The sequence below is a fragment of the Streptomyces tricolor genome (assembly GCF_002155905.1).
GTDB classification, from domain to species: Bacteria; Actinomycetota; Actinomycetes; order Streptomycetales; family Streptomycetaceae; genus Streptomyces; species Streptomyces tricolor.
Genome location: NZ_MUMF01000182.1, coordinates 1 through 17,044, shown reverse-complemented (window position 1 = coordinate 17,044; position 17,044 = coordinate 1). Strand labels below are relative to the sequence as shown.

Below are 17,044 nucleotides of genomic sequence, written 5' to 3'. Positions count from 1 at the left end.
GCCGGGCCCGCCGGCGGGCCGCCCCGGGCCGGCGGGATGTCCTCGCGGTGGCCATGCCCGAGACGCCAGGGCAGGAACCGCTGGCCCGGACGGTGGCCGAAGCCGCGGGGGCGGTCGCGGCGAGCGGCGGGGAGCGGCTGATCGGGCCGGAGGCCACCCGGGCGGCGGTGTGCGGGGCGTTGCGGGCCGCGGCGGTGGTGCACTTCGCCTGTCACGCCGACAGCGACGCCGAGGACGCGGCGGCGGGCCGGCTGCTGCTCGCCGACGGGGACCTGTACGTCGGGGAGATCGCCGAGCTGCATCTGGAGTCGGCCGAGCTGGCGTATCTGTCGGCCTGCGGCACGGCTCGCGGCAGCGCCTCGCCCGCCTTCGTCGACGAGGTCATCCATCTGGCCTCGGTCTTCCAGGTGGCGGGCTACACGCAGTCGGTGGCCACGCTGTGGGAGGTCGGGGACGCCTTCGCCGCGAAGGCCGCCGCCGCCTTCCACCAGGCCCTGGCCCCCGCCCTGCACTCCCCCGCCCCGCTGCCGCGGCGCTCGCCCTGCACGACACGGTCCGCGCACTGCGGGCAGCCGACCCGGAACGCCCCTGGACCTGGTCCGCACTGGTCCACGCCGGCGCCTGACCCCGCACGGCACCGGACCGCCGACCGGGGGCCGCTGTCCGGCATCCCGGGCGGCCTCCCCCGTGCGGCGTTCAGCCGGTCGGCGGGCCCCCCGTCTCCCCGGGTGCCGCGGCGCCCTGCCGGATGTGCGGGCGGGCGGCGAGGACGGCGACGTCGTCCTCCGCGTGCCGGGCGTCCAGGCGGCCGAGGATCGTCTCCAGGACGGAGTCGACGGCGTCCCCGGCGGCGAAGCCCAGCGCGGCCAGCCGGTCCAGGGAGCGGTCGATGTCCTCGCCCCGGCGTTCGACGAGCCCGTCGGTGAACAGCACGAGGGTCTCGCCGGGTGCCAGCCGGTGGGTGGCCGACTCGTATCCGCCGAGTCCGGTGCCCAGCGGCGGCCCGACCGGCACGGACAGCAGCCCGGTGACGCCGTCCCGGTCGATGAGCGCGGGCGGCAGGTGGCCGGCGCTGGCCAGGGTGACCTGGCCCCGGCCGGGGTCGACGCGGGCGAGCAGACAGGTGGCGGGTCTGCGGTCGGCCTCGCCGGAGGCGATGTCGTCCATCTGCCGCAGCACCCGGTGCGGGGGCAGGTCGGCGGAGGCGATGTAGCGCAGGGAGGAGCGGTAGGCGTTCATGTCGACGGCGGATTCCAGACCGTGCCCCATGACGTCGCCGACGACCAGCAGGGTCCGGCCGAAGTGCAGCCGGACGGTCTCGCACCAGTCACCGCCGACGAGGGCGGTGCTGCCCACCGGCAGATAGCGGATGGCGACGTCCAGGTTGGGGTGCGGCCGGCCGGGTTCGGCGAGCAGGGCGCGTTGCAGATCGCCGGCGGTGCGGCTGACCCGCGCGTAGGCGCGGGCGTGCCGGAGGTGGGAGGCGGCGTGCTCGGCGAGGAGGGCGAGCAGCTCGGCCTCGGCGCGGCGCGGCGGCGTCCCGGCGCGCGCCCACACCAGCACGCCGTACCCCTCGTCGCCGCTGGTCAGCGGGGCGCCGAGGGCGGCGCCGGGGGCACCGGTGTGCGCCGGCCAGGGGTCCGGGCCCGCGCCGACGGGCGGTACCTCCGTCTCGCGGGCCGCGGCGGCGGCCCACCGGACGTCGGGCAGCAGTTCGGCGTCGCCGGTGATCGCCTCGTACCCGGGGGCGGTGTCCCCGGCGCGGCGCAGCACGGCGGCGGCTCCGCCGGCCAGGCGTACGGCGGCCCGGGTCAGCTCGGCGCAGGTGGTGTCCGCGTCGAGGGTGGTGCCGATGCCGGCCAGGGTCTCGCGCAGGGCGCTCAGCGGCACGGCGGCCCGTGCGGCCTGCTCGGCCTCGCCGGGGCAGCCGCCGTCCGGGCGGCGGCCGGCGGCGACGGGCCGGGGCCTGCGCCGGGACCGGATCCACCGCGCCACACCCAACACCCTCACAGAATCTCAAACCGGGACGACCGGGGCACCAGCCCCGGCCGCCCCGGCAGCCCCGCGCAGGGGCTCAGCTCTCCTCGGGGGTCAGCCGCAGGGAGATGGAGTTGATGCAGTACCGCTGGTCGGTGGGTGTCGGGTAGCCCTCGCCCGCGAAGACGTGCCCGAGGTGGGAGCCACAGCGGGCGCACCGCACCTCGGTGCGGACCATGCCGTGGGAGCGGTCCTCGACCAGTTCCACGGCGTCGGTGTCCTTCGGGTCGTAGAAGGACGGCCAGCCGCAGTGCGACTCGAACTTGGTGTCGGAGGTGAACAGGTCGGCGCCGCAGGCCCGGCAGGAGTACACGCCCTTGGTCTTGGTGTCGGTGTACTCACCGGTGAAGGCCGGCTCGGTGGCGGCCTGGCGCAGCACGGCGTACTCGGCCGGGTTCAGCTCCGCGCGCCACTGCTCGTCCGGCTTCTCGACGTCGTACGACATCAGCTCTCAGCCCCTTTACTGCGACAGGCGGTCCAGGATCAGCGGGCCCAGGTCGGTCACGTCGCCCGCGCCCATGGTGAGAACGAGATCACCGGGCTTCGCCATTCCCGCGATCACCGCGGGGCTCTCCGCCTTGTCGTGCACGGCGGTGACGTCGGCGCCGGCCGCGCGCGCGGCCTCGATGATCAGCTCGCTGGTCACGCCGGGGATCGGGTCCTCGCGGGCCGGGTAGATGTCCAGCACCACCGAGGCGTCGGCGAGGGCCAGCGCCTGCCCCATCTCCGTGCCCAGCTCCTGGGTACGGGAGAAGAGGTGGGGCTGGAAGACGACGAGGATCCGGGCGTCACCGGCGGCGGCGCGCATGGCCTCCAGGTCGGCGGTCATCTCGGTCGGGTGGTGGGCGTAGGAGTCGATCACCTGGACGCCGGCCGCCTCGCCCTTGAGCTGGAGGCGCCGCTTGACGCCGGTGTAGGCGGCGAGCGCGGGGGCCAGTTCGGCGGCCGGGATACCGAGGGCGGCACCGGCGGCGAGCGCGGCGACCGCGTTGAGGGCGTAGTGCCGGCCGGGCACGGAGACGGCGAAGGTCAGCTCCTGTCCGTCCAGCACCGCGGTGACCTGGCTCTTCAGTCCCTGCGGGACGATCGAGAGCACCCGGACGTCGGCGTCGGCCGCCTCGCCGTAGGTCACGATCCGCACCGCGCGCCCGCGCACGCGCCGGGTCAGCTCCCGGGCGCCCTCGTGGTCCGCCGACACGACGAGGGTGCCGCCGTCGGTGATCCGGTCCACGAACGTCTCGAAGGACTCGTAGATCTCGTCCATGGAGGCGTAGTTGGCGTGGTGGTCCAGCTCGACGTTGAGGACGATGGCGACCTCGGGCGCGTACTTGTGGAAGCTGCGGTCCGATTCGTCGGCCTCGGCGACGAAGACGTCCCCCTCGCCGTGCAGCGCGTTGGAGCCGGGCGCGTCCAGGTCGCCGCCGATGGCGTACGACGGCTCCAGGCCCAGCGCGGTGAGCGAGACCGCCAGCATGGAGGTGGTCGTGGTCTTGCCGTGGGTGCCGGCCACGGCGATCGGCCGCAGCCCGTCCATCAGCGCGGCCAGCGCGTCGGAGCGGTGCACCACCGGGATGCCCAGCTCGGCGGCGCGGGTCAGCTCCGGGTTGTCCGGGCGGATCGCCGACGACACGACGACACAGCTGGCGTCGTCGGCGAGGTGCTCGGCGGCGTGCCCGATGTGCACGGTGGCGCCCAGCGCCCGCAGCGCCTCGGCGGTCGCCGACTCCTTGGCGTCGCTGCCGGCCACCTTGGCCCCGCGCTGCGTGAGGATCTTGGCGATGCCCGACATCCCGGCGCCGCCGATGCCGATGAAGTGCGGTCGGTCCATGGCGGTAGGAAGGCCGGGTGCCATGCGTTTCTCCCCAAGATTCCGGTACGAGGCTGAGCGGCCCCTAGCCTATGCGCTCAGGCACCGGCCGCCTTGCAACGAGGGGCACCCCGCTCCGGCCCGAGGGGCGCGGGGCGGCAGCGACGTGCGGCTCCGCCGCGTGGGCGCGACGAGCCGCAACGCACCCGCACCCGCGAACGCACCCCGCCTCCCAGCGGCGCTCACCGGCCGACCCGGCGGAGCGCCTACGCCTTGCTGTGCGAGAACAGCTTCAGCACCGGGACGCCCACCTTGTGCCGCGCCCGGGACGCCCAGTCCCGGTGGAAGAACTCCTCCACGTAGTGCGGATCGGTCAGCACGATCACCTCGTCCGCGTCCACCTCGGCCACCAGGGCCTTCAGCGCGTCCAGCGGATGGTCCTCGACCAGCCGCCCCTCGGCCGCGCTGCCCGCGGCGCGCAACGCCTGGAGCGACACGTCGAGGGCCTGCTGCCCCACGCTCCGCGCCTCCTGCCCCTCCGGCGTCTCGCCTTCACGCACCGCCTCGTCGAGTTCGCCGAGCGCGATGTCGTCGATGGCCCGCAGCAGCCGGTCCGCCTGCTCGCCGCGCGGCTGGAGCAGCACGTGGAAGGAGACGGGCTCGTCCCCGTGCAAGGTGGTGACGAACTCCACGTCGGCGGACGTCAGGGCCTTCTCGATCATCAGAACGCTTGTGAACACCAGGCGCCTCTTCTCCTTAGAGGGCCCGGCAGGGCCCCTGCGGAAACCATCCTTCCCCGTGATCGCACGGGTACTGCCGGTCTAAGTCTGCCCACCGGAAGCTAAGCGGAACGGCGGATTCCGCTCTTTTCAGGACCGACGGTAGCGACCGAACAGGAATCCGTCCTCCTCCAGCAGGGACACGAGTTCGAAGCGGTGCGGCACGGCGACCGAGGGCCCCCCGGCGATGCGCTGGGCGCTGCCCGCGGTGAGCGTCGGCGAGACGGTCAGGCACAGCTCGTCCAGCACCTCCGCGGCGATCAGCTGGCCGAGCAGCCGGGGGCCGCCCTCGGTGAGCAGCCGGGTGTGGCCGAGGCCGGCCAGGGCCTGCACCGCGCGCGCCGGCTCCACACCCATGCCCGCACCGGCGATCAGCACCCGGGCACCGGCCTTCTCGGCGGCGGCCACCCGGTCGGGAGCGGCGGCGGCCCCGGTCAGGATCAGCGTGGGCACCAGGGGCGAGGTGAACAGCGGCAGCGTGAAGTCCAGCTCCAGGCTCGCGGAGACGACCGCGATCGCCGGGGCCGGGCCCTGTCCGGCGGCCTCGCGGGCCCCCGCGAACTCAGCACGCGCGCGGGCCGGGCGGTACCCCTCCTGCCGCACCGTCTCCGCGCCCACCACCACGACGTCCGCCAGCGCCCGCAGGGTGCCGAAGATCCGCATGTCGGTGGCGCTGGAGATGGGCTGGGAGCGGCCCTCGTGCTGGGCGGCGCCGTCGAGGGACGAGACCATGTTGGCCCGCAGCCACGGCCGCGGGGCGCCCGGCGCGGGTTCCGGGTAGGCGTAGGCGGCGGCCAGCTCGGCGAGGCTCCACTCGCGGTTCTCGCCGGGCCCGTGCGCCGCATGAGCACCGGCCGTCTCCCCCTCCGGGCTCCCGGCAGGGGCCTGGGCTGCTGTTTCTTCGGTCACAGGGAACAGGCGTCGCATGCCGTGCAGTGTGACACGGCGCTTAGCATGGAGAACTGTGTCGTCCTCCACCGCCGCCCCCGGTTCCAGTCCTCTGCCGGACGCCGGCCCTCTGTCCCTGTGCGCCCGCGAGCCGCACGTCCCCGCGGACCGGCTGGTCGCCGAGATGGTGCCGCCCCCGCGCTTCGACTCGGTCCGCTTCGCCACGTACATCCCGGACCCGAACCAGCCCAGCCAGACCGAGGCCGTCCGGGTGCTGGAGGGCTTCGCGGCCGGGCTCGGCGCACCGCAGGCCGCCGGCGGCGGCAGGCGCGGACTGTTCGGTTTCGGCCGGGCCAAGGCGCCCAAGGCCCCGGCGGGCCCGCGCGGGGTGTATCTGGACGGCGGCTACGGCGTCGGCAAGACCCACCTGCTCGCCTCCCTGTGGCACGCCGCCCCGGCGGAGCCGTCCCGCAAGGCGTTCGGCACCTTCGTGGAGCTGACCAACCTGGTCGGCGCCCTCGGCTTCCAGCAGACCGTGCGCACGCTGTCCGGGCACAGCCTGCTGTGCATCGACGAGTTCGAGCTGGACGACCCCGGCGACACGGTCCTCGTGTCGACCCTGCTCGGCAAGCTGGTCGAGGCCGGCGTCGCGCTCGCCGCCACCTCCAACACGCTCCCCGGCAAGCTGGGCGAGGGCCGCTTCGCCGCGGCCGACTTCCTGCGCGAGATCCAGGGCCTGTCGGCCCACTTCCGCACCCTGCGCATCGACGGCGAGGACTACCGCCACCGCGGCCTGCCCGAGGCTCCGGCGCCCTTCTCCGACGAGGAGGTCATGAAGACGGCCTTCGCCACCGAGGGCGCCTCGCTGGACGACTTCCCGCATCTGCTGGAGCACCTGGCCAGGGTCCACCCGAGCCGGTACGGCGCGCTGACCGACGGGGTGCGGGCGGTGTGCCTGACCGGCGTCCAGCCCGTGCCGGACCAGTCGACGGCGCTGCGCCTGGTGGTGCTCGCGGACCGGCTCTACGACCGCGAGGTCCCGGTGCTGGCCTCGGGGCTGCCGTTCGACAGGCTGTTCAGCGAGGAGATGCTGAACGGCGGCTACCGCAAGAAGTACTTCCGCGCGATATCCCGCCTCACCGCACTGGCGCGGGACGCCAAGGGCCTCGTCGGCGCCTAGGCGGCGTCGTTCCGCGCACCCGGTCGCGGCCGGAGCGGGCGGGGGCCGGCAAGGGCCGCTCGGCCCGCGCCTGCCGCGCCCACCTGCGCAGACGCGGCACGACAGCGGCCCTCTCCGAGGGGGCCGATCCGCTCGCGGGCCGACGACGCCTGAACGGCCCCGCGCCTCCGGCAGCGCCGTCCACCGCCGCCGCAACGCCGTCGACCGCCGCTTCCACCGCCTCGGGCAAGGGCGCGGCAGCGCCACCCGCTGCGGACAGCCCGGCCGCCACCTCGCCGCCATCGCCCCGGCCGGCACACCCGCCCGGCGCGACACCTGATCGACAGGATGTCCTCCACGGCCTCCCCTCCGGCTCTTGCCGGCGGACGGAGGCCCGGACCGCACATCCGCGGCGTGGTCGCCGGCCCCCGCCTCCCCCACGCTCTGCTCCGCTCGCCGGGGATCCCCTCGCGCGTCGGCCGCCTCCTCCGCCTCGCAGCCGCACGCACCCGCCCCGGCCCGGATCGGCCAGGGGTGCCGTCGCCCGGAACCGGCTCGCCCCGGAAGACAGCCACCGGGCCGCGGATCAGTCCGGCCGATCATGGACGTTTACGGCCGGGCACGACGCCTCGGCGCCAGCGGCCCGGGCCCTCGCCTCCCGCGCCGTCTCCACCGCCCCGCTCCGCCCCTCACCCCTCTCCGAGGCGGGCGCCGGCCGGGTACCGATGCGTGCGGAGGACGGCGGAGCGCACCAAGATCGAGGGCACCCAATATCCCATCAGAGTACCTAGATCAAGAGCGACTTCAAGACACGTCACCCGCACTTTTCACGCTCTCTTGGGCACTTAACGTTCAGTTAACCCTGCAAACGACTTTGCCGGGCTAACGTGTTTCTTGACCATCCATTGACCACTACTTGGTCTGGACAAGAAACGTGAACGCGCGGGGAGGGGGGCTCGTGTTCCGAGGTACGACAACCAGAACGCTGCTCACCTTCCTCGGCATGACCCTGCTCGCGTTCCAACTGCTCGTGCCCGCCGGAACCTTCGCGTCCGCGCATACGTGCGGTCAGGCACGAGCCAAGGCTGAGACCGGAATCATCCCCTCCGTGCAGCCGCTGCGGGACGGAGCGGAGAAGGCCCGCACCCCGGGCCGGCCGGACGAACCCGTGGGCCTCCCCCAGGTGCGCGACCGGAACCGCTGCCCCGCGTCCTGCTGCAGCCAGGAACGCGCCCTCATGTCGAACCGGGCGGCCGGTGCGGACCCGTCGGAGCCTCCCGACGGATCCCGCCCGCACACCACACCGAGAGCCTCCAGAGCCCACACCCCGGCAGCGCTTCAGGTCTTCCGCTGCTGACAGCCGGCCGCTCTCCTTCAGCCCCCCCACATCCGTTGTTCAAGTCCGACGCGCCAGGCAGGCGCGCCAGGAGGAACCCAGACACATGCAGCCCCTCATCGACAACGCCCGTACGTTCGGACAGCGCCCTGAGGAGTTCGCCAAACTCGCCGAAGGCCAGTCCCCGCAGGTCCTGTTCATCACCTGCTCCGACTCCCGAGTCGTCCCGGCCCTGATCACGGGCGCCCGCCCCGGCGAGCTGTTCGAGCTGCGCACCGCTGGCAACATCGTCCCGCCCTACGCCTCCGAGCACCCCACCAGCGAGGCGGCCACCATCGAGTACGCCGTGGAGGTGCTCGGCGTCCGCGACATCGTGGTCTGCGGCCACTCGCACTGCGGCGCCGTCGGCGCACTGGTGCGCGGTGACGACCTGAACGGCGTGCCCGCCGTGCGTGACTGGCTGGTTTCGGCCACCCCGCGTCCGGCCGGCCCCGCCGAGGACCCCGAGGTCGCCGAGGGCGTGCAGAGCCATGTCCTGACCCAGCTGCTCCGGCTGCGCTCGTACCCCTGCGTCGAGCGGAAGCTGAAGGAGGGTCAGCTCGACCTGCACGCCTGGTACTACGAGGTGCACACCGGCGCCGTACGGACGCACCGCCCGCAGACCGACACCTTCGACGCCCTGTGAGCGCGCCGATGACCGACAACCGCACCCCCATATCCCGCTTCCCCCACCTGAAGGAGGACTTCGCGGCCTCGCTCGTGGTCTTCCTGGTGGCGCTGCCGCTGTGCGTGGGCGTGTCCGTCGCCTCCGGGGCCCCGGCCGAACTCGGTCTGGTCACCGGCATCGTGGGCGGCATCGTCACCGGGCTGATGCGCGGCAGCAGCCTGCAGGTGTCGGGTCCGGCGGCCGGTATGACCGTGCTCGTCTTCGAGGCGATCAAGGAGTTCGGCCTGCCGGCCCTCGGCGTGATCGTGCTCGTCGCCGGTCTGCTCCAGGTGAGCATGGGCCTGCTGCGGCTGGGGCGCTACTTCCGCGCCATCTCCGTCTCCGTCGTGGAGGGCATGCTGGCCGGAATCGGCCTGGTCATCATCGCCGGGCAGCTGTATCCGGCGATGGCGACCAAGGCACCCGACTCCGGCCTGGACAAGATCTTCCAGCTGCCCGGCGCGTTCTGGGACGCCTTCGGCGACACCGACGCCCTGGCCTCCCTCGCGGTGGCCGCCGTCACCGTCGCGATGCTGTTCCTCTGGAAGCACGCCCCGGCGAAGGTGCGCACGGTGCCCGGGCCGCTCGCCGCGGTCGGACTCGCCACGCTGGCCGTGTTCGCACTGGACCTGCCCGTGGCCACGGTCGAGGTGAAGGGCCTGCTCGGCTCGATCCAGCCGCCGCCGCTGAGCGCCTTCGGCGAGCTGGCCGGCGTCGGCATGCTGGGCACGGTCATCGCCTTCACCCTGATCGCGTCCGCCGAGTCGCTGTTCAGCGCGGCGGCCGTGGACCGGCTGCACTCCGGGCCGCGCACCGAGTACAACAAGGAACTCGTCGCCCAGGGCGCCGGCAACATGGTGTGCGGTGTGCTCGGCGCGCTGCCGATGACCGCGGTGATCGTGCGCAGCGCCGCCAACGTCCAGGCCGGCGCCCGGACGAAGGCCTCCCGGGTGCTGCACGGCGTCTGGCTGCTGCTGTTCGCGGCGCTGCTGCCCGACGTGCTCGCCTACATCCCGATCCCGGCCCTCGCGGGCGTCCTGATCCACGCGGGCTCCAAGCTGATCCCGGTCAAGTCGCTGGCCGTGCTCTGGCGCGAGCACCGCGGTGAGGCGCTGGTCCTCGCCACCACGGCCGTCTGCATCGTGGCCGTCAGCATGTTCGAGGGCGTGCTCATCGGTCTCGCGCTGGCGGTGGTGAAGACCGCCTGGGAGGCCTCGCACGTCAAGCTGGAGGTCGTGGACAAGGGCGCGGGCCCGGTGGAGGCGCACCTGTCGGGGAACGCCACCTTCCTGCGGCTGCCGAAGATCCTGGACAGCCTGGAGTCGCTGCCCCAGGACCGCCCGGTCCAGCTCGATCTGTCCGGGCTGCACCACCTGGACCACGCCTGCCGTACCGCCCTGGAGAACTGGGCCGAACGGCACAGTTCGGCGGGCACGGAGCCGGTGAAGCTGGTCACGGCCGCCTGACGGACCCGCCCGTGGGGCCGGGACGCCGAGAAGTCTCGGCATCCCGGCCCCACGGGCCTATCGTGGCAACAGCAGACAAACCGGGCCTCTGTGTGAGGAGGTCACCATGGTCGAGGACCTTCTGGTGGCCCTGATGGCCGCGGGCTCCGCCGGTGTGGTCTATCTGGCGGCGGCGGCGCGGGTGGTCAAGCAGTACGAACGGGGTGTGCTGTTCCGGCTGGGCCGGGTCACCGGGGACGTACGGTCGCCGGGCCTGAACCTGATCATCCCCTTCGTGGACCGGCTACAGAAGATCAACATGCAGATCGTGACCATGCCGATCCCGGCCCAGGAGGGCATCACCCGGGACAACGTCACCGTCCGGGTGGACGCGGTGGTCTACTTCCGGGTGATCGACGCGACGAGCGCCCTGGTGAGGGTCGAGGACTACAAGTTCGCGGTCTCGCAGATGGCGCAGACCTCCCTCAGGTCGATCATCGGCAAGAGCGATCTGGACGATCTGCTCTCCAACCGCGAGAAGCTCAACCAGGGCCTGGAGCTGATGATCGACAGTCCGGCGGTGGGCTGGGGCGTCCAGGTCGACCGGGTCGAGATCAAGGACGTGTCCCTGCCGGACACCATGAAGCGGTCGATGGCCCGCCAGGCCGAGGCCGACCGGGAGCGCCGGGCCCGGATCATCAACGCGGACGCCGAACTCCAGGCCTCCAAGAAGCTCGCCGAGGCCGCCCAGCAGATGGCCGACACACCGGCCGCGCTCCAGCTGCGGCTGCTGCAGACGGTGATGGCGGTGGCGGCCGAGAAGAACTCCACCCTGGTCCTGCCCATCCCGGTGGAGCTGCTGCACTTCCTGGAGCGGGGCGGGCAGCCGTCGCTCCCCGGGACCGGCCGGCAGCCCGAGCCGCACACCGACGGCGGCCCGCATCCCGGCTGACGGGCGCCCCGGCGGTGTCCCGGACCGGACGGAAGGAGCGCGCGTGCCCAGGAAGCCGGGCGGCAAGCGCGGGGAGCCGCCGCTCCGGGAGCTGCTGCGTCTCCCGCCGGGCGAGCGGATCGAGCTGTCCGGGTACGACACCCGGGCCACCCCCGGCGCCCCGGACGGCAAACGGGCCACGCGGGCGGACACCGCACGCATGGGCAGGCACCTGGCCGGTCTCCAGGAGCGGCTCTGGGCGGCGGGCACCGCGGGTGACCACCGCCGGATACTGCTGGTCCTCCAGGGCATGGACACCAGCGGCAAGGGCGGCACGGTCAAGCATGTGATCGGCCAGCTCAACCCGTCGGGCTGCCGGATCCGGGCGTTCAAGGCGCCCACCGAGGAGGAGCGGCGGCACGACTTCCTGTGGCGGGTGCGGCGCGCGCTGCCCGGCCCCGGCGAGATCGGCATCTTCGACCGCTCGCACTACGAGGACGTCCTCGTCGCCCGGGTCCGGCATCTCGCCCGGCCCGCCGAGATCGGCAGCCGGTACGGCCTGATCAACGACTTCGAACGCGCCCTCGCCGACGACGGCGTCACCCTCGTCAAGTGCTTCCTGCACCTCTCCTACGACGAGCAGCGGCGCCGTCTGCTGCGCCGTCTCGACCGCCCCGACAAGCGCTGGAAGTTCGATCCCGGTGACATCGACGAACGCGCCCTGTGGCCCGCCTACCAGGAGGCGTACGAGCTGGCGCTGGAGCGCTGCGCGGCCCCGTACGCGCCCTGGTACCTGGTCCCGGCGGACCGCAAGTGGTACCGCAACTGGGCGATCAGCCGGCTCCTGCTGGAGCAGCTGCGCGAGCTGGATCCGCGCTATCCGGAGGCCGACTTCGATGTGGCGCGGTGCCGGGAGCGGCTGCTGAAGGGGACGTGAGCCGGGCGGCCCGGGGTACCCGGCGGGCATGCGCGAACACCGGAAGGTCACCGATTCGTACTGGCTGCGGACCGCTCCCGGACCGTCCCACCCGGCCCTGGACGGGGATCTCGTGGTGGACGTGGCGGTCGTCGGCGCGGGCATCGCCGGGCTGAGCACCGCCCACGAGCTGGCCCGGGCCGGGCGGCGGGTGGCGGTGCTGGAGGCCGGCCGGGCCGTGTCCGGGGTCACCGGCTACACCACCGCGAAGCTGACCGCCCAGCACACGCTGGTCTACGACCGGCTCCGGCGCACCCGGGGCCCCGAGGGGGCGCGGCTGTACGCCCGCTCGCAGACGGAGGCGATCGAGCACGCGGCGGCGCTGGTGGCCGAGCTGGGCATCGACTGCGAGTGGGAGACCAGGGACGCCTACACCTATGTCCGGGACCGGTCGCGGGTGGCCGAGGTGCGCGCGGAGGCGGAGGCCGCCCGGGAGGCGGGGCTGCCGGCCGCGTTCACCACGGAGACGGGGCTGCCGTTCCCGGTGGCGGGTGCGGTCCGGGTGACCGGGCAGGCGCAGTTCCACCCCGTCAAGTACCTGCGGGCGCTCACCGCCGACCTGCTGGCGCACGGCGGCCAGGTGTTCGAACACACGCGGGTCACCGGTCTGGCGGAGGGCGAGCCGTGCCGGCTGACGACCGAGAAGGGTGCCATCGTGACCGCCCGGGACGTGGTGGTGGCCACCCACTATCCGGTGTTCGACCGGGCCCTGCTGTTCACCCGGCTGTCCCCGCGCCGGGAACTGGTCGTGGCCGGGCCGCTGGGTGACGGGCCGGATCCCGAGGGCATGTACATCACGCCGGAGGAGAACACCCGCTCGGTGCGCACGGCGCCCCACGGCGCGGACGGGCAGCGGCTGCTGGTGGTCACCGGGGAGCACTTCACGCCCGGCACCGGCGATCCGCAGGCCGGCTTCGACCGTCTCGCCGCGTGGGCGGAGGTGCACTTCCCGGGGGTGCGGCTGGACCACGCCTGGGCCACCCAGGACAACGAGTCCACCGACACGGTCCCGCTGGTCGGTCCCCTGCACCCGGGCGCCCGGCACGCCTATGTCGTCGCGGGATTCGGCGGCTGGGGCCTGAGCGGCGGCCTCATGGCCGGGCTGCTGCTGACCGCGCTGATCACCGGCCGGGAGTGCGCGTGGCGCGAGCTGTACGACCCGCGCCGGCTGAAGTCGGTGGTGCGTGAGGCGCCGTCGCTGCTGAAGACGCAGGCGGAGGTGGCCCGGCACTTCGTCGGGGACCGGCTGAAGCCGCCGGCCTCGGTGGCCGGTCTGGCGCCGGGCGACGGCGCGCTGGTCCGCTCCGGCGGCTCCCGGCTCGCGGTGCACCGCGACGACGAGGGTGCCCTGCACGCCGTGTCGGCCCGCTGCACCCACCTCGGCTGTCTGGTCTCCTTCAACCGCGCCGAGCGCGCCTGGGAGTGCCCCTGCCACGGCTCGCGGTTCGCGGTCGACGGCTCGGTGATCCAGGGTCCGGCGGTCGAACCCCTGGAGCGGCGGGAGCTGGAGGAGTGAGGGGCGAGGCCGCCGCCGCGCGGGTGACCGCACCGCCAGACCGTGAGTCATATCGCCACATAATCAGACATTCTGCTCTACGTTCGTAGGGTGATCCCACGCGTACGCCGTATCGCCGCCGTCTGTGTCCTGGGCGCGCTGCTCACCGCCTGCGGTACCGCGGGCGGTGACCGACCGGCCCCGGCCGCCTCCCCCGCCTCCGGCTCCCCGTCCTCCGCCCGTCCGCCCGTGCTGGCGCCGGGCCCCGGCGGGCTGACCCCGGTCTTCGAGCACGGCCCGCGCACCCGGGGCAAGACGGTCGCGCTCACCTTCGACGCCGACATGACCGCCGACCAGGGACCCCGCGCGGCCTCCGGCGAGCGCTTCGACAACCCCGGCCTGATCGGCGCCCTGCGCGCGCTCAAGGTGCCGGCGACCGTGTTCATGACCGGCCGCTGGGCCGAGCAGTACCCGGCCGAGGCCCGCGACCTGGGCCGCGACCCGCAGTTCGAGGTGGCCAACCACTCCTGGAGCCACCACGCGTTCACCGCCGACTGCTATGGCCTGCCGACCGTCCCCGCCGACGGGATGCGGGCGGACGTCCAGCGGGCGTACACCTCCCTGCGCGAGGCGGGCGTGCCGGATCCGATGCCGTACTTCCGCTTCCCCGGCGGCTGTTACGACGAGCGGGCGCTGCGCGCGCTCAGCGGGCTCGGGGTGACCGCGGTGCAGTGGGACGTGGTGAGCGGCGACGCGTTCGCCACGGACGCCGACGCGGTGGTCAGGCAGGTGCTCGACGGCGTGAAGCCCGGTTCGGTGGTCGTCCTGCACTGCACCCGCAGCGCCGCCCCGACCACCGAGCGGGTCGTCCGCACGGTCGTACCGGAACTGCGCGAGCGCGGCTACCGGTTCGTGAAGGTCTCCGAACTGATCGGCCAGACCGGCGCCGGCCGCTGACCGTCCTACGCTGAGGGTATGAGCGACGAGGACTACTGCACGATCACCGACGCGGTGAAGCCGGCCAAGGCCGACGGACCGCCGTACGCGGAGTGCGTGCTGTGCCGGGAGCCGACGGAGTACCCGGAGTCGTACAAGGGCGTCACGCTGTGCCCGGTGTGCGAGTGGCGGGAGGCGGAGCGCACCTCCTGCTCAGGGTGAGCGGCGGGCGGCGAGCCGGGCCGCCACGGCGAAGGCCGCGGCCGTCACCAGGGCCGCGCCGGCCAGCGGCAGCAGCGGCAGCGGCGCCCGGCCGGTCTGCGAGCCGGAGACCAGGCCGCTGACGGCCGCCTGCGCCGGGGATCCGGCCAGCACCATCGCGAGCAGCGCGCCCAGCAGCATGGCCGGCACGGCACGCCCGGTGGAGCGCAGCACCGGCCGGTTGGTGAGCGCGCCGACGGCCGTACCGAGCAGGGCGCAGGCGAGCGCGGCCGGCAGCCCGGCGGCGAGGGCGCGCGGCGGGGGGACGCGGACCCGGTGGCCGTTGCTCCAGGGATCGCTGATCAGCGTCACCACCACGGTGGCCGCCACACCCAGCAGCACGGCCGCGAGCAGCGCGGTCAGCAGACAGGCGAGGTGCGCCCGGGCGGGGCCGCGGGCGGCGGCGACGCAGGCCCGGGCCGCGGGGGGCTCGCCGGTGGCGCAGATCCGGACCAGCCAGGCGGACACCGGCAGCAGCGCGGCGGCCGTGTAGCCGAGGGAGTCCAGGACCGGCTGGCCGCTCTGCACGCCGACGCCCAGGAACACGGCGTACAGGATCACCGGGGGCAGCCAGCGCTGGGAGCGCAGCAGCAGGTCGGCCTGGTAGCGCAGGAGTGCGGTCATGGGCGGCTTCCGGGGTCGGGGGGCGATGCGCCGGCGGGTTCGACGCGCACCACGTGCCAGGGCGGGCGGGCCGTGAGCAGGGCGCGCAGCAGGACGTCGGAGTGGGAGGCGAGGACGGCGAGACGGTGGCGGCCGGGGCTCGTCTCCTCGGCGGAGACGACGGTCCGGGCCGCGTCCGGCGGCAGCGGAACGCCCGCCGGCCCGTGCGCGACGACGAGGGTGACCGGCCCGTCCGCCGTACCGCCGCGCTCGCTGCGGCGTCGCAGCGCGCCGTCGGTCACCGTGTACGTCGCGTCCGGTGCCCCGGCGAGCCGGCGCGGGTCGTGGTCCACGAAGACCACGGCGCCGCCGGCGGCCGTCCGCTCGGCCACCGCCCGCTCCAGCTCGGCCCGGGCCGCCGCGTCGAGACCGGTCCACGCCTCGTCCAGCACCAGCAGCTCGGGGTCGCCGAGCAGGGCCTGGGCGACGGCGACCTTCTGGCTGCTGCCCTTGGACAGCCGCGCCATCGGCGTGGTGGCGTACGCGTCCGCGCCGAACCGCTCCAGCCAGGTGTGCGCGGCGCGTGCGGCGGCCGTCCGGCCGAGGCCGTGGACGGTGCCGAGGTGGGTGAGGTAGCCGGCGGCCGTGAACGGCAGGGCGGACGGGAACCGCTCGGGCACGTACGCGGTGCGCGGGCGGCCGGTGATCCGGCCCTCGGTGGGCGCGTCGAGCCGGGCGAGCAGCCGGAGCAGGGTGGACTTCCCGCTGCCGTTCGCCCCTTCGATCCGGGTGAGGGTGCCGGGGGCGACGGTGAGATCGACGCCGCGCAGCACCCAGGGGCCGCGGATGCCGTAGCGGCGGCCCACGGCGGTCAGGCGCAGGTCACGGTGCACGGGGGCCATGACGGCACGGTCGGGCCCGGCCCCTGCCCGGGTCAACGGGCCGCGCCCCGGCTCGGCCCGGCCGCCCTGGCCCGCGGCCTGGCGGCCCGGGGTCCGCCGTCCCCCGCCCCGGACACCCCGGCGGCCGGCCCCTGTACGGCTGTCCGGGGCCCGTCCGGAAGGGCCTCCCCGTCGGACGGGTTCCACAGCGTCTCGTCCCCGACGTCGGCGTACCGGCTCATCGCGCTCCCCCTTCGGTCCCCTCAGTGGATCAAGAGGGGGAGCGTGGCAGTCCGGTTCACCGGTGTCGCCGGATTTTCCCCCGCGGGGCCCGCGCGTTGATCGGCCCTCTCGCGGCTTCGTAGGCTGGGCTCCCGTGAGCCACGATCCCGCCCCCGCCAGTGACAGCCCCTTCCGCACCGAACCCGACCCCCGCGACGAGGCACGCCAGTTCGTGCTGCCGCTCGTCGTACGGCTGGAACGGAGCGCGCCGCCCGCCCGTACCGATGCGCTGGAGACGGCCGCGCGGGCCGTTCTCGTGCTGCTCGGCGACGAGCGGGCGCAGGGGGACGGCGAGTGGGCCGAGGCGGTGCGGAACTGGGAGGACGCCCGGATCCGGAAGGTGGTCCGGCGGGCCCGGGGCGCCGAGTGGCGGCGCGCCGAGGCACTGCCCGGGATCACGGTGACCGGCAAGTCCGCGGAGGTCCGGGTCTACCCGCCCATCCCGCTGGACGGCTGGCCGAAGGAGCTGGCGAAGCTCCAGGTGTCGGGCACCGAGCTGGACGACCCCGAACCGCCCCTGCC

General features: G+C 74.3%; 15 protein-coding genes and 2 pseudogenes. 10 read left to right on the top strand and 7 right to left on the bottom strand.

Going from position 1 to position 17,044, the window contains the following annotated elements:
* Positions 1-53: 53 nt before the first annotated feature.
* Positions 54-452, top strand: a pseudogene (locus CCN44_RS47815) (CHAT domain-containing protein); the annotation flags it as partial.
* Between the two features lie 244 nt (positions 453-696).
* Here the strand turns inward: CCN44_RS47815 and CCN44_RS46170 are convergent.
* The 5 genes from CCN44_RS46170 to CCN44_RS14280 all read right to left on the bottom strand — a co-directional run bounded on the left by CCN44_RS46170 (position 697) and on the right by CCN44_RS14280 (position 5,550).
* Entirely contained in the window at positions 697-1,995 is a 1,299-nt protein-coding gene (locus CCN44_RS46170) for a PP2C family protein-serine/threonine phosphatase (protein WP_223283752.1), read from the bottom strand.
* A 79-nt stretch (positions 1,996-2,074) separates the two neighbouring features.
* Entirely contained in the window at positions 2,075-2,482 is a 408-nt protein-coding gene (gene msrB / locus CCN44_RS14295; protein ID WP_059253536.1) for a peptide-methionine (R)-S-oxide reductase MsrB, read from the bottom strand.
* Positions 2,483-2,497: 15 nt separating this feature from the next.
* A complete protein-coding gene (gene murC / locus CCN44_RS14290; protein ID WP_086697848.1) occupies positions 2,498-3,889 on the bottom strand; it encodes a UDP-N-acetylmuramate--L-alanine ligase in 1,392 nt (463 codons plus the stop codon).
* A gap of 221 nt (positions 3,890-4,110) precedes the next feature.
* Positions 4,111-4,584 carry an indole-3-glycerol phosphate synthase gene (locus CCN44_RS14285; protein WP_189397008.1) on the bottom strand — a complete coding sequence of 158 codons (474 nt, stop codon included), beginning with the start codon at positions 4,582-4,584 and terminating at the stop codon, positions 4,111-4,113.
* 129 nt (positions 4,585-4,713) lie between these two features.
* A complete protein-coding gene (locus tag CCN44_RS14280; protein ID WP_059253530.1) occupies positions 4,714-5,550 on the bottom strand; it encodes a pyrimidine reductase family protein in 837 nt (278 codons plus the stop codon).
* Positions 5,551-5,587: 37 nt separating this feature from the next.
* Between CCN44_RS14280 and zapE the strand changes: the two genes are divergently transcribed.
* From zapE to CCN44_RS14235, 8 genes are all read left to right on the top strand, one after another.
* Complete coding sequence (gene zapE / locus CCN44_RS14275) at positions 5,588-6,691, top strand: cell division protein ZapE (protein ID WP_059253528.1); 1,104 nt, start codon at positions 5,588-5,590, stop codon at positions 6,689-6,691.
* A 1,421-nt stretch (positions 6,692-8,112) separates the two neighbouring features.
* A complete protein-coding gene (locus CCN44_RS14265; protein WP_086697847.1) occupies positions 8,113-8,691 on the top strand; it encodes a carbonic anhydrase in 579 nt (192 codons plus the stop codon).
* An 8-nt stretch (positions 8,692-8,699) separates the two neighbouring features.
* Positions 8,700-10,178, top strand: coding sequence for a SulP family inorganic anion transporter (locus CCN44_RS14260; protein ID WP_059253522.1), 1,479 nt, complete (start codon positions 8,700-8,702; stop codon positions 10,176-10,178).
* A gap of 106 nt (positions 10,179-10,284) precedes the next feature.
* Entirely contained in the window at positions 10,285-11,109 is an 825-nt protein-coding gene (locus CCN44_RS14255; protein ID WP_059253520.1) for a slipin family protein, read from the top strand.
* 43 nt (positions 11,110-11,152) lie between these two features.
* Positions 11,153-12,025: a PPK2 family polyphosphate kinase gene (locus CCN44_RS14250; protein WP_059253519.1), complete on the top strand. Its 873-nt coding sequence runs from the start codon at positions 11,153-11,155 to the stop codon at positions 12,023-12,025.
* A gap of 28 nt (positions 12,026-12,053) precedes the next feature.
* Entirely contained in the window at positions 12,054-13,580 is a 1,527-nt protein-coding gene (locus CCN44_RS14245) for an FAD-dependent oxidoreductase (protein ID WP_059253517.1), read from the top strand.
* Positions 13,581-13,670: 90 nt separating this feature from the next.
* On the top strand, positions 13,671-14,516 hold the full coding sequence (locus CCN44_RS14240; RefSeq protein ID WP_059253515.1) for a polysaccharide deacetylase family protein: 846 nt from the start codon (positions 13,671-13,673) through the stop codon (positions 14,514-14,516).
* Between the two features lie 18 nt (positions 14,517-14,534).
* Positions 14,535-14,717, top strand: a complete 183-nt coding sequence (locus tag CCN44_RS14235; RefSeq protein ID WP_059253513.1) for a hypothetical protein — start codon at positions 14,535-14,537, stop codon at positions 14,715-14,717.
* Here the strand turns inward: CCN44_RS14235 and CCN44_RS14230 are convergent.
* Entirely contained in the window at positions 14,709-15,380 is a 672-nt protein-coding gene (locus CCN44_RS14230; RefSeq protein WP_086697846.1) for an ABC transporter, read from the bottom strand. The genes CCN44_RS14235 and CCN44_RS14230 overlap by 9 nt on opposite strands.
* Entirely contained in the window at positions 15,377-16,252 is an 876-nt protein-coding gene (locus tag CCN44_RS14225; RefSeq protein WP_086697850.1) for an ABC transporter ATP-binding protein, read from the bottom strand. Before CCN44_RS14225 ends, CCN44_RS14230 begins: the two co-directional genes overlap by 4 nt.
* A 364-nt stretch (positions 16,253-16,616) precedes the next feature.
* Here CCN44_RS14225 and CCN44_RS14215 point away from each other — a divergent pair.
* A pseudogene (locus tag CCN44_RS14215) lies at positions 16,617-17,044 on the top strand (peptidyl-tRNA hydrolase); the annotation flags it as partial.

Coding starts and splice junctions, on each gene's coding strand:
- msrB (WP_059253536.1), bottom strand. CDS start 2,482: ATGTCGTACGACGTCGAGAAGCCGGACGAGCAGTGGCGCGCGGAGCTG.
- murC (WP_086697848.1), bottom strand. CDS start 3,889: ATGGCACCCGGCCTTCCTACCGCCATGGACCGACCGCACTTCATCGGC.
- CCN44_RS14280 (WP_059253530.1), bottom strand. CDS start 5,550: ATGCGACGCCTGTTCCCTGTGACCGAAGAAACAGCAGCCCAGGCCCCT.
- CCN44_RS14265 (WP_086697847.1), top strand. CDS start 8,113: ATGCAGCCCCTCATCGACAACGCCCGTACGTTCGGACAGCGCCCTGAG.
- CCN44_RS14260 (WP_059253522.1), top strand. CDS start 8,700: ATGACCGACAACCGCACCCCCATATCCCGCTTCCCCCACCTGAAGGAG.
- CCN44_RS14255 (WP_059253520.1), top strand. CDS start 10,285: ATGGTCGAGGACCTTCTGGTGGCCCTGATGGCCGCGGGCTCCGCCGGT.
- CCN44_RS14245 (WP_059253517.1), top strand. CDS start 12,054: ATGCGCGAACACCGGAAGGTCACCGATTCGTACTGGCTGCGGACCGCT.
- CCN44_RS14235 (WP_059253513.1), top strand. CDS start 14,535: ATGAGCGACGAGGACTACTGCACGATCACCGACGCGGTGAAGCCGGCC.
- CCN44_RS14230 (WP_086697846.1), bottom strand. CDS start 15,380: ATGACCGCACTCCTGCGCTACCAGGCCGACCTGCTGCTGCGCTCCCAG.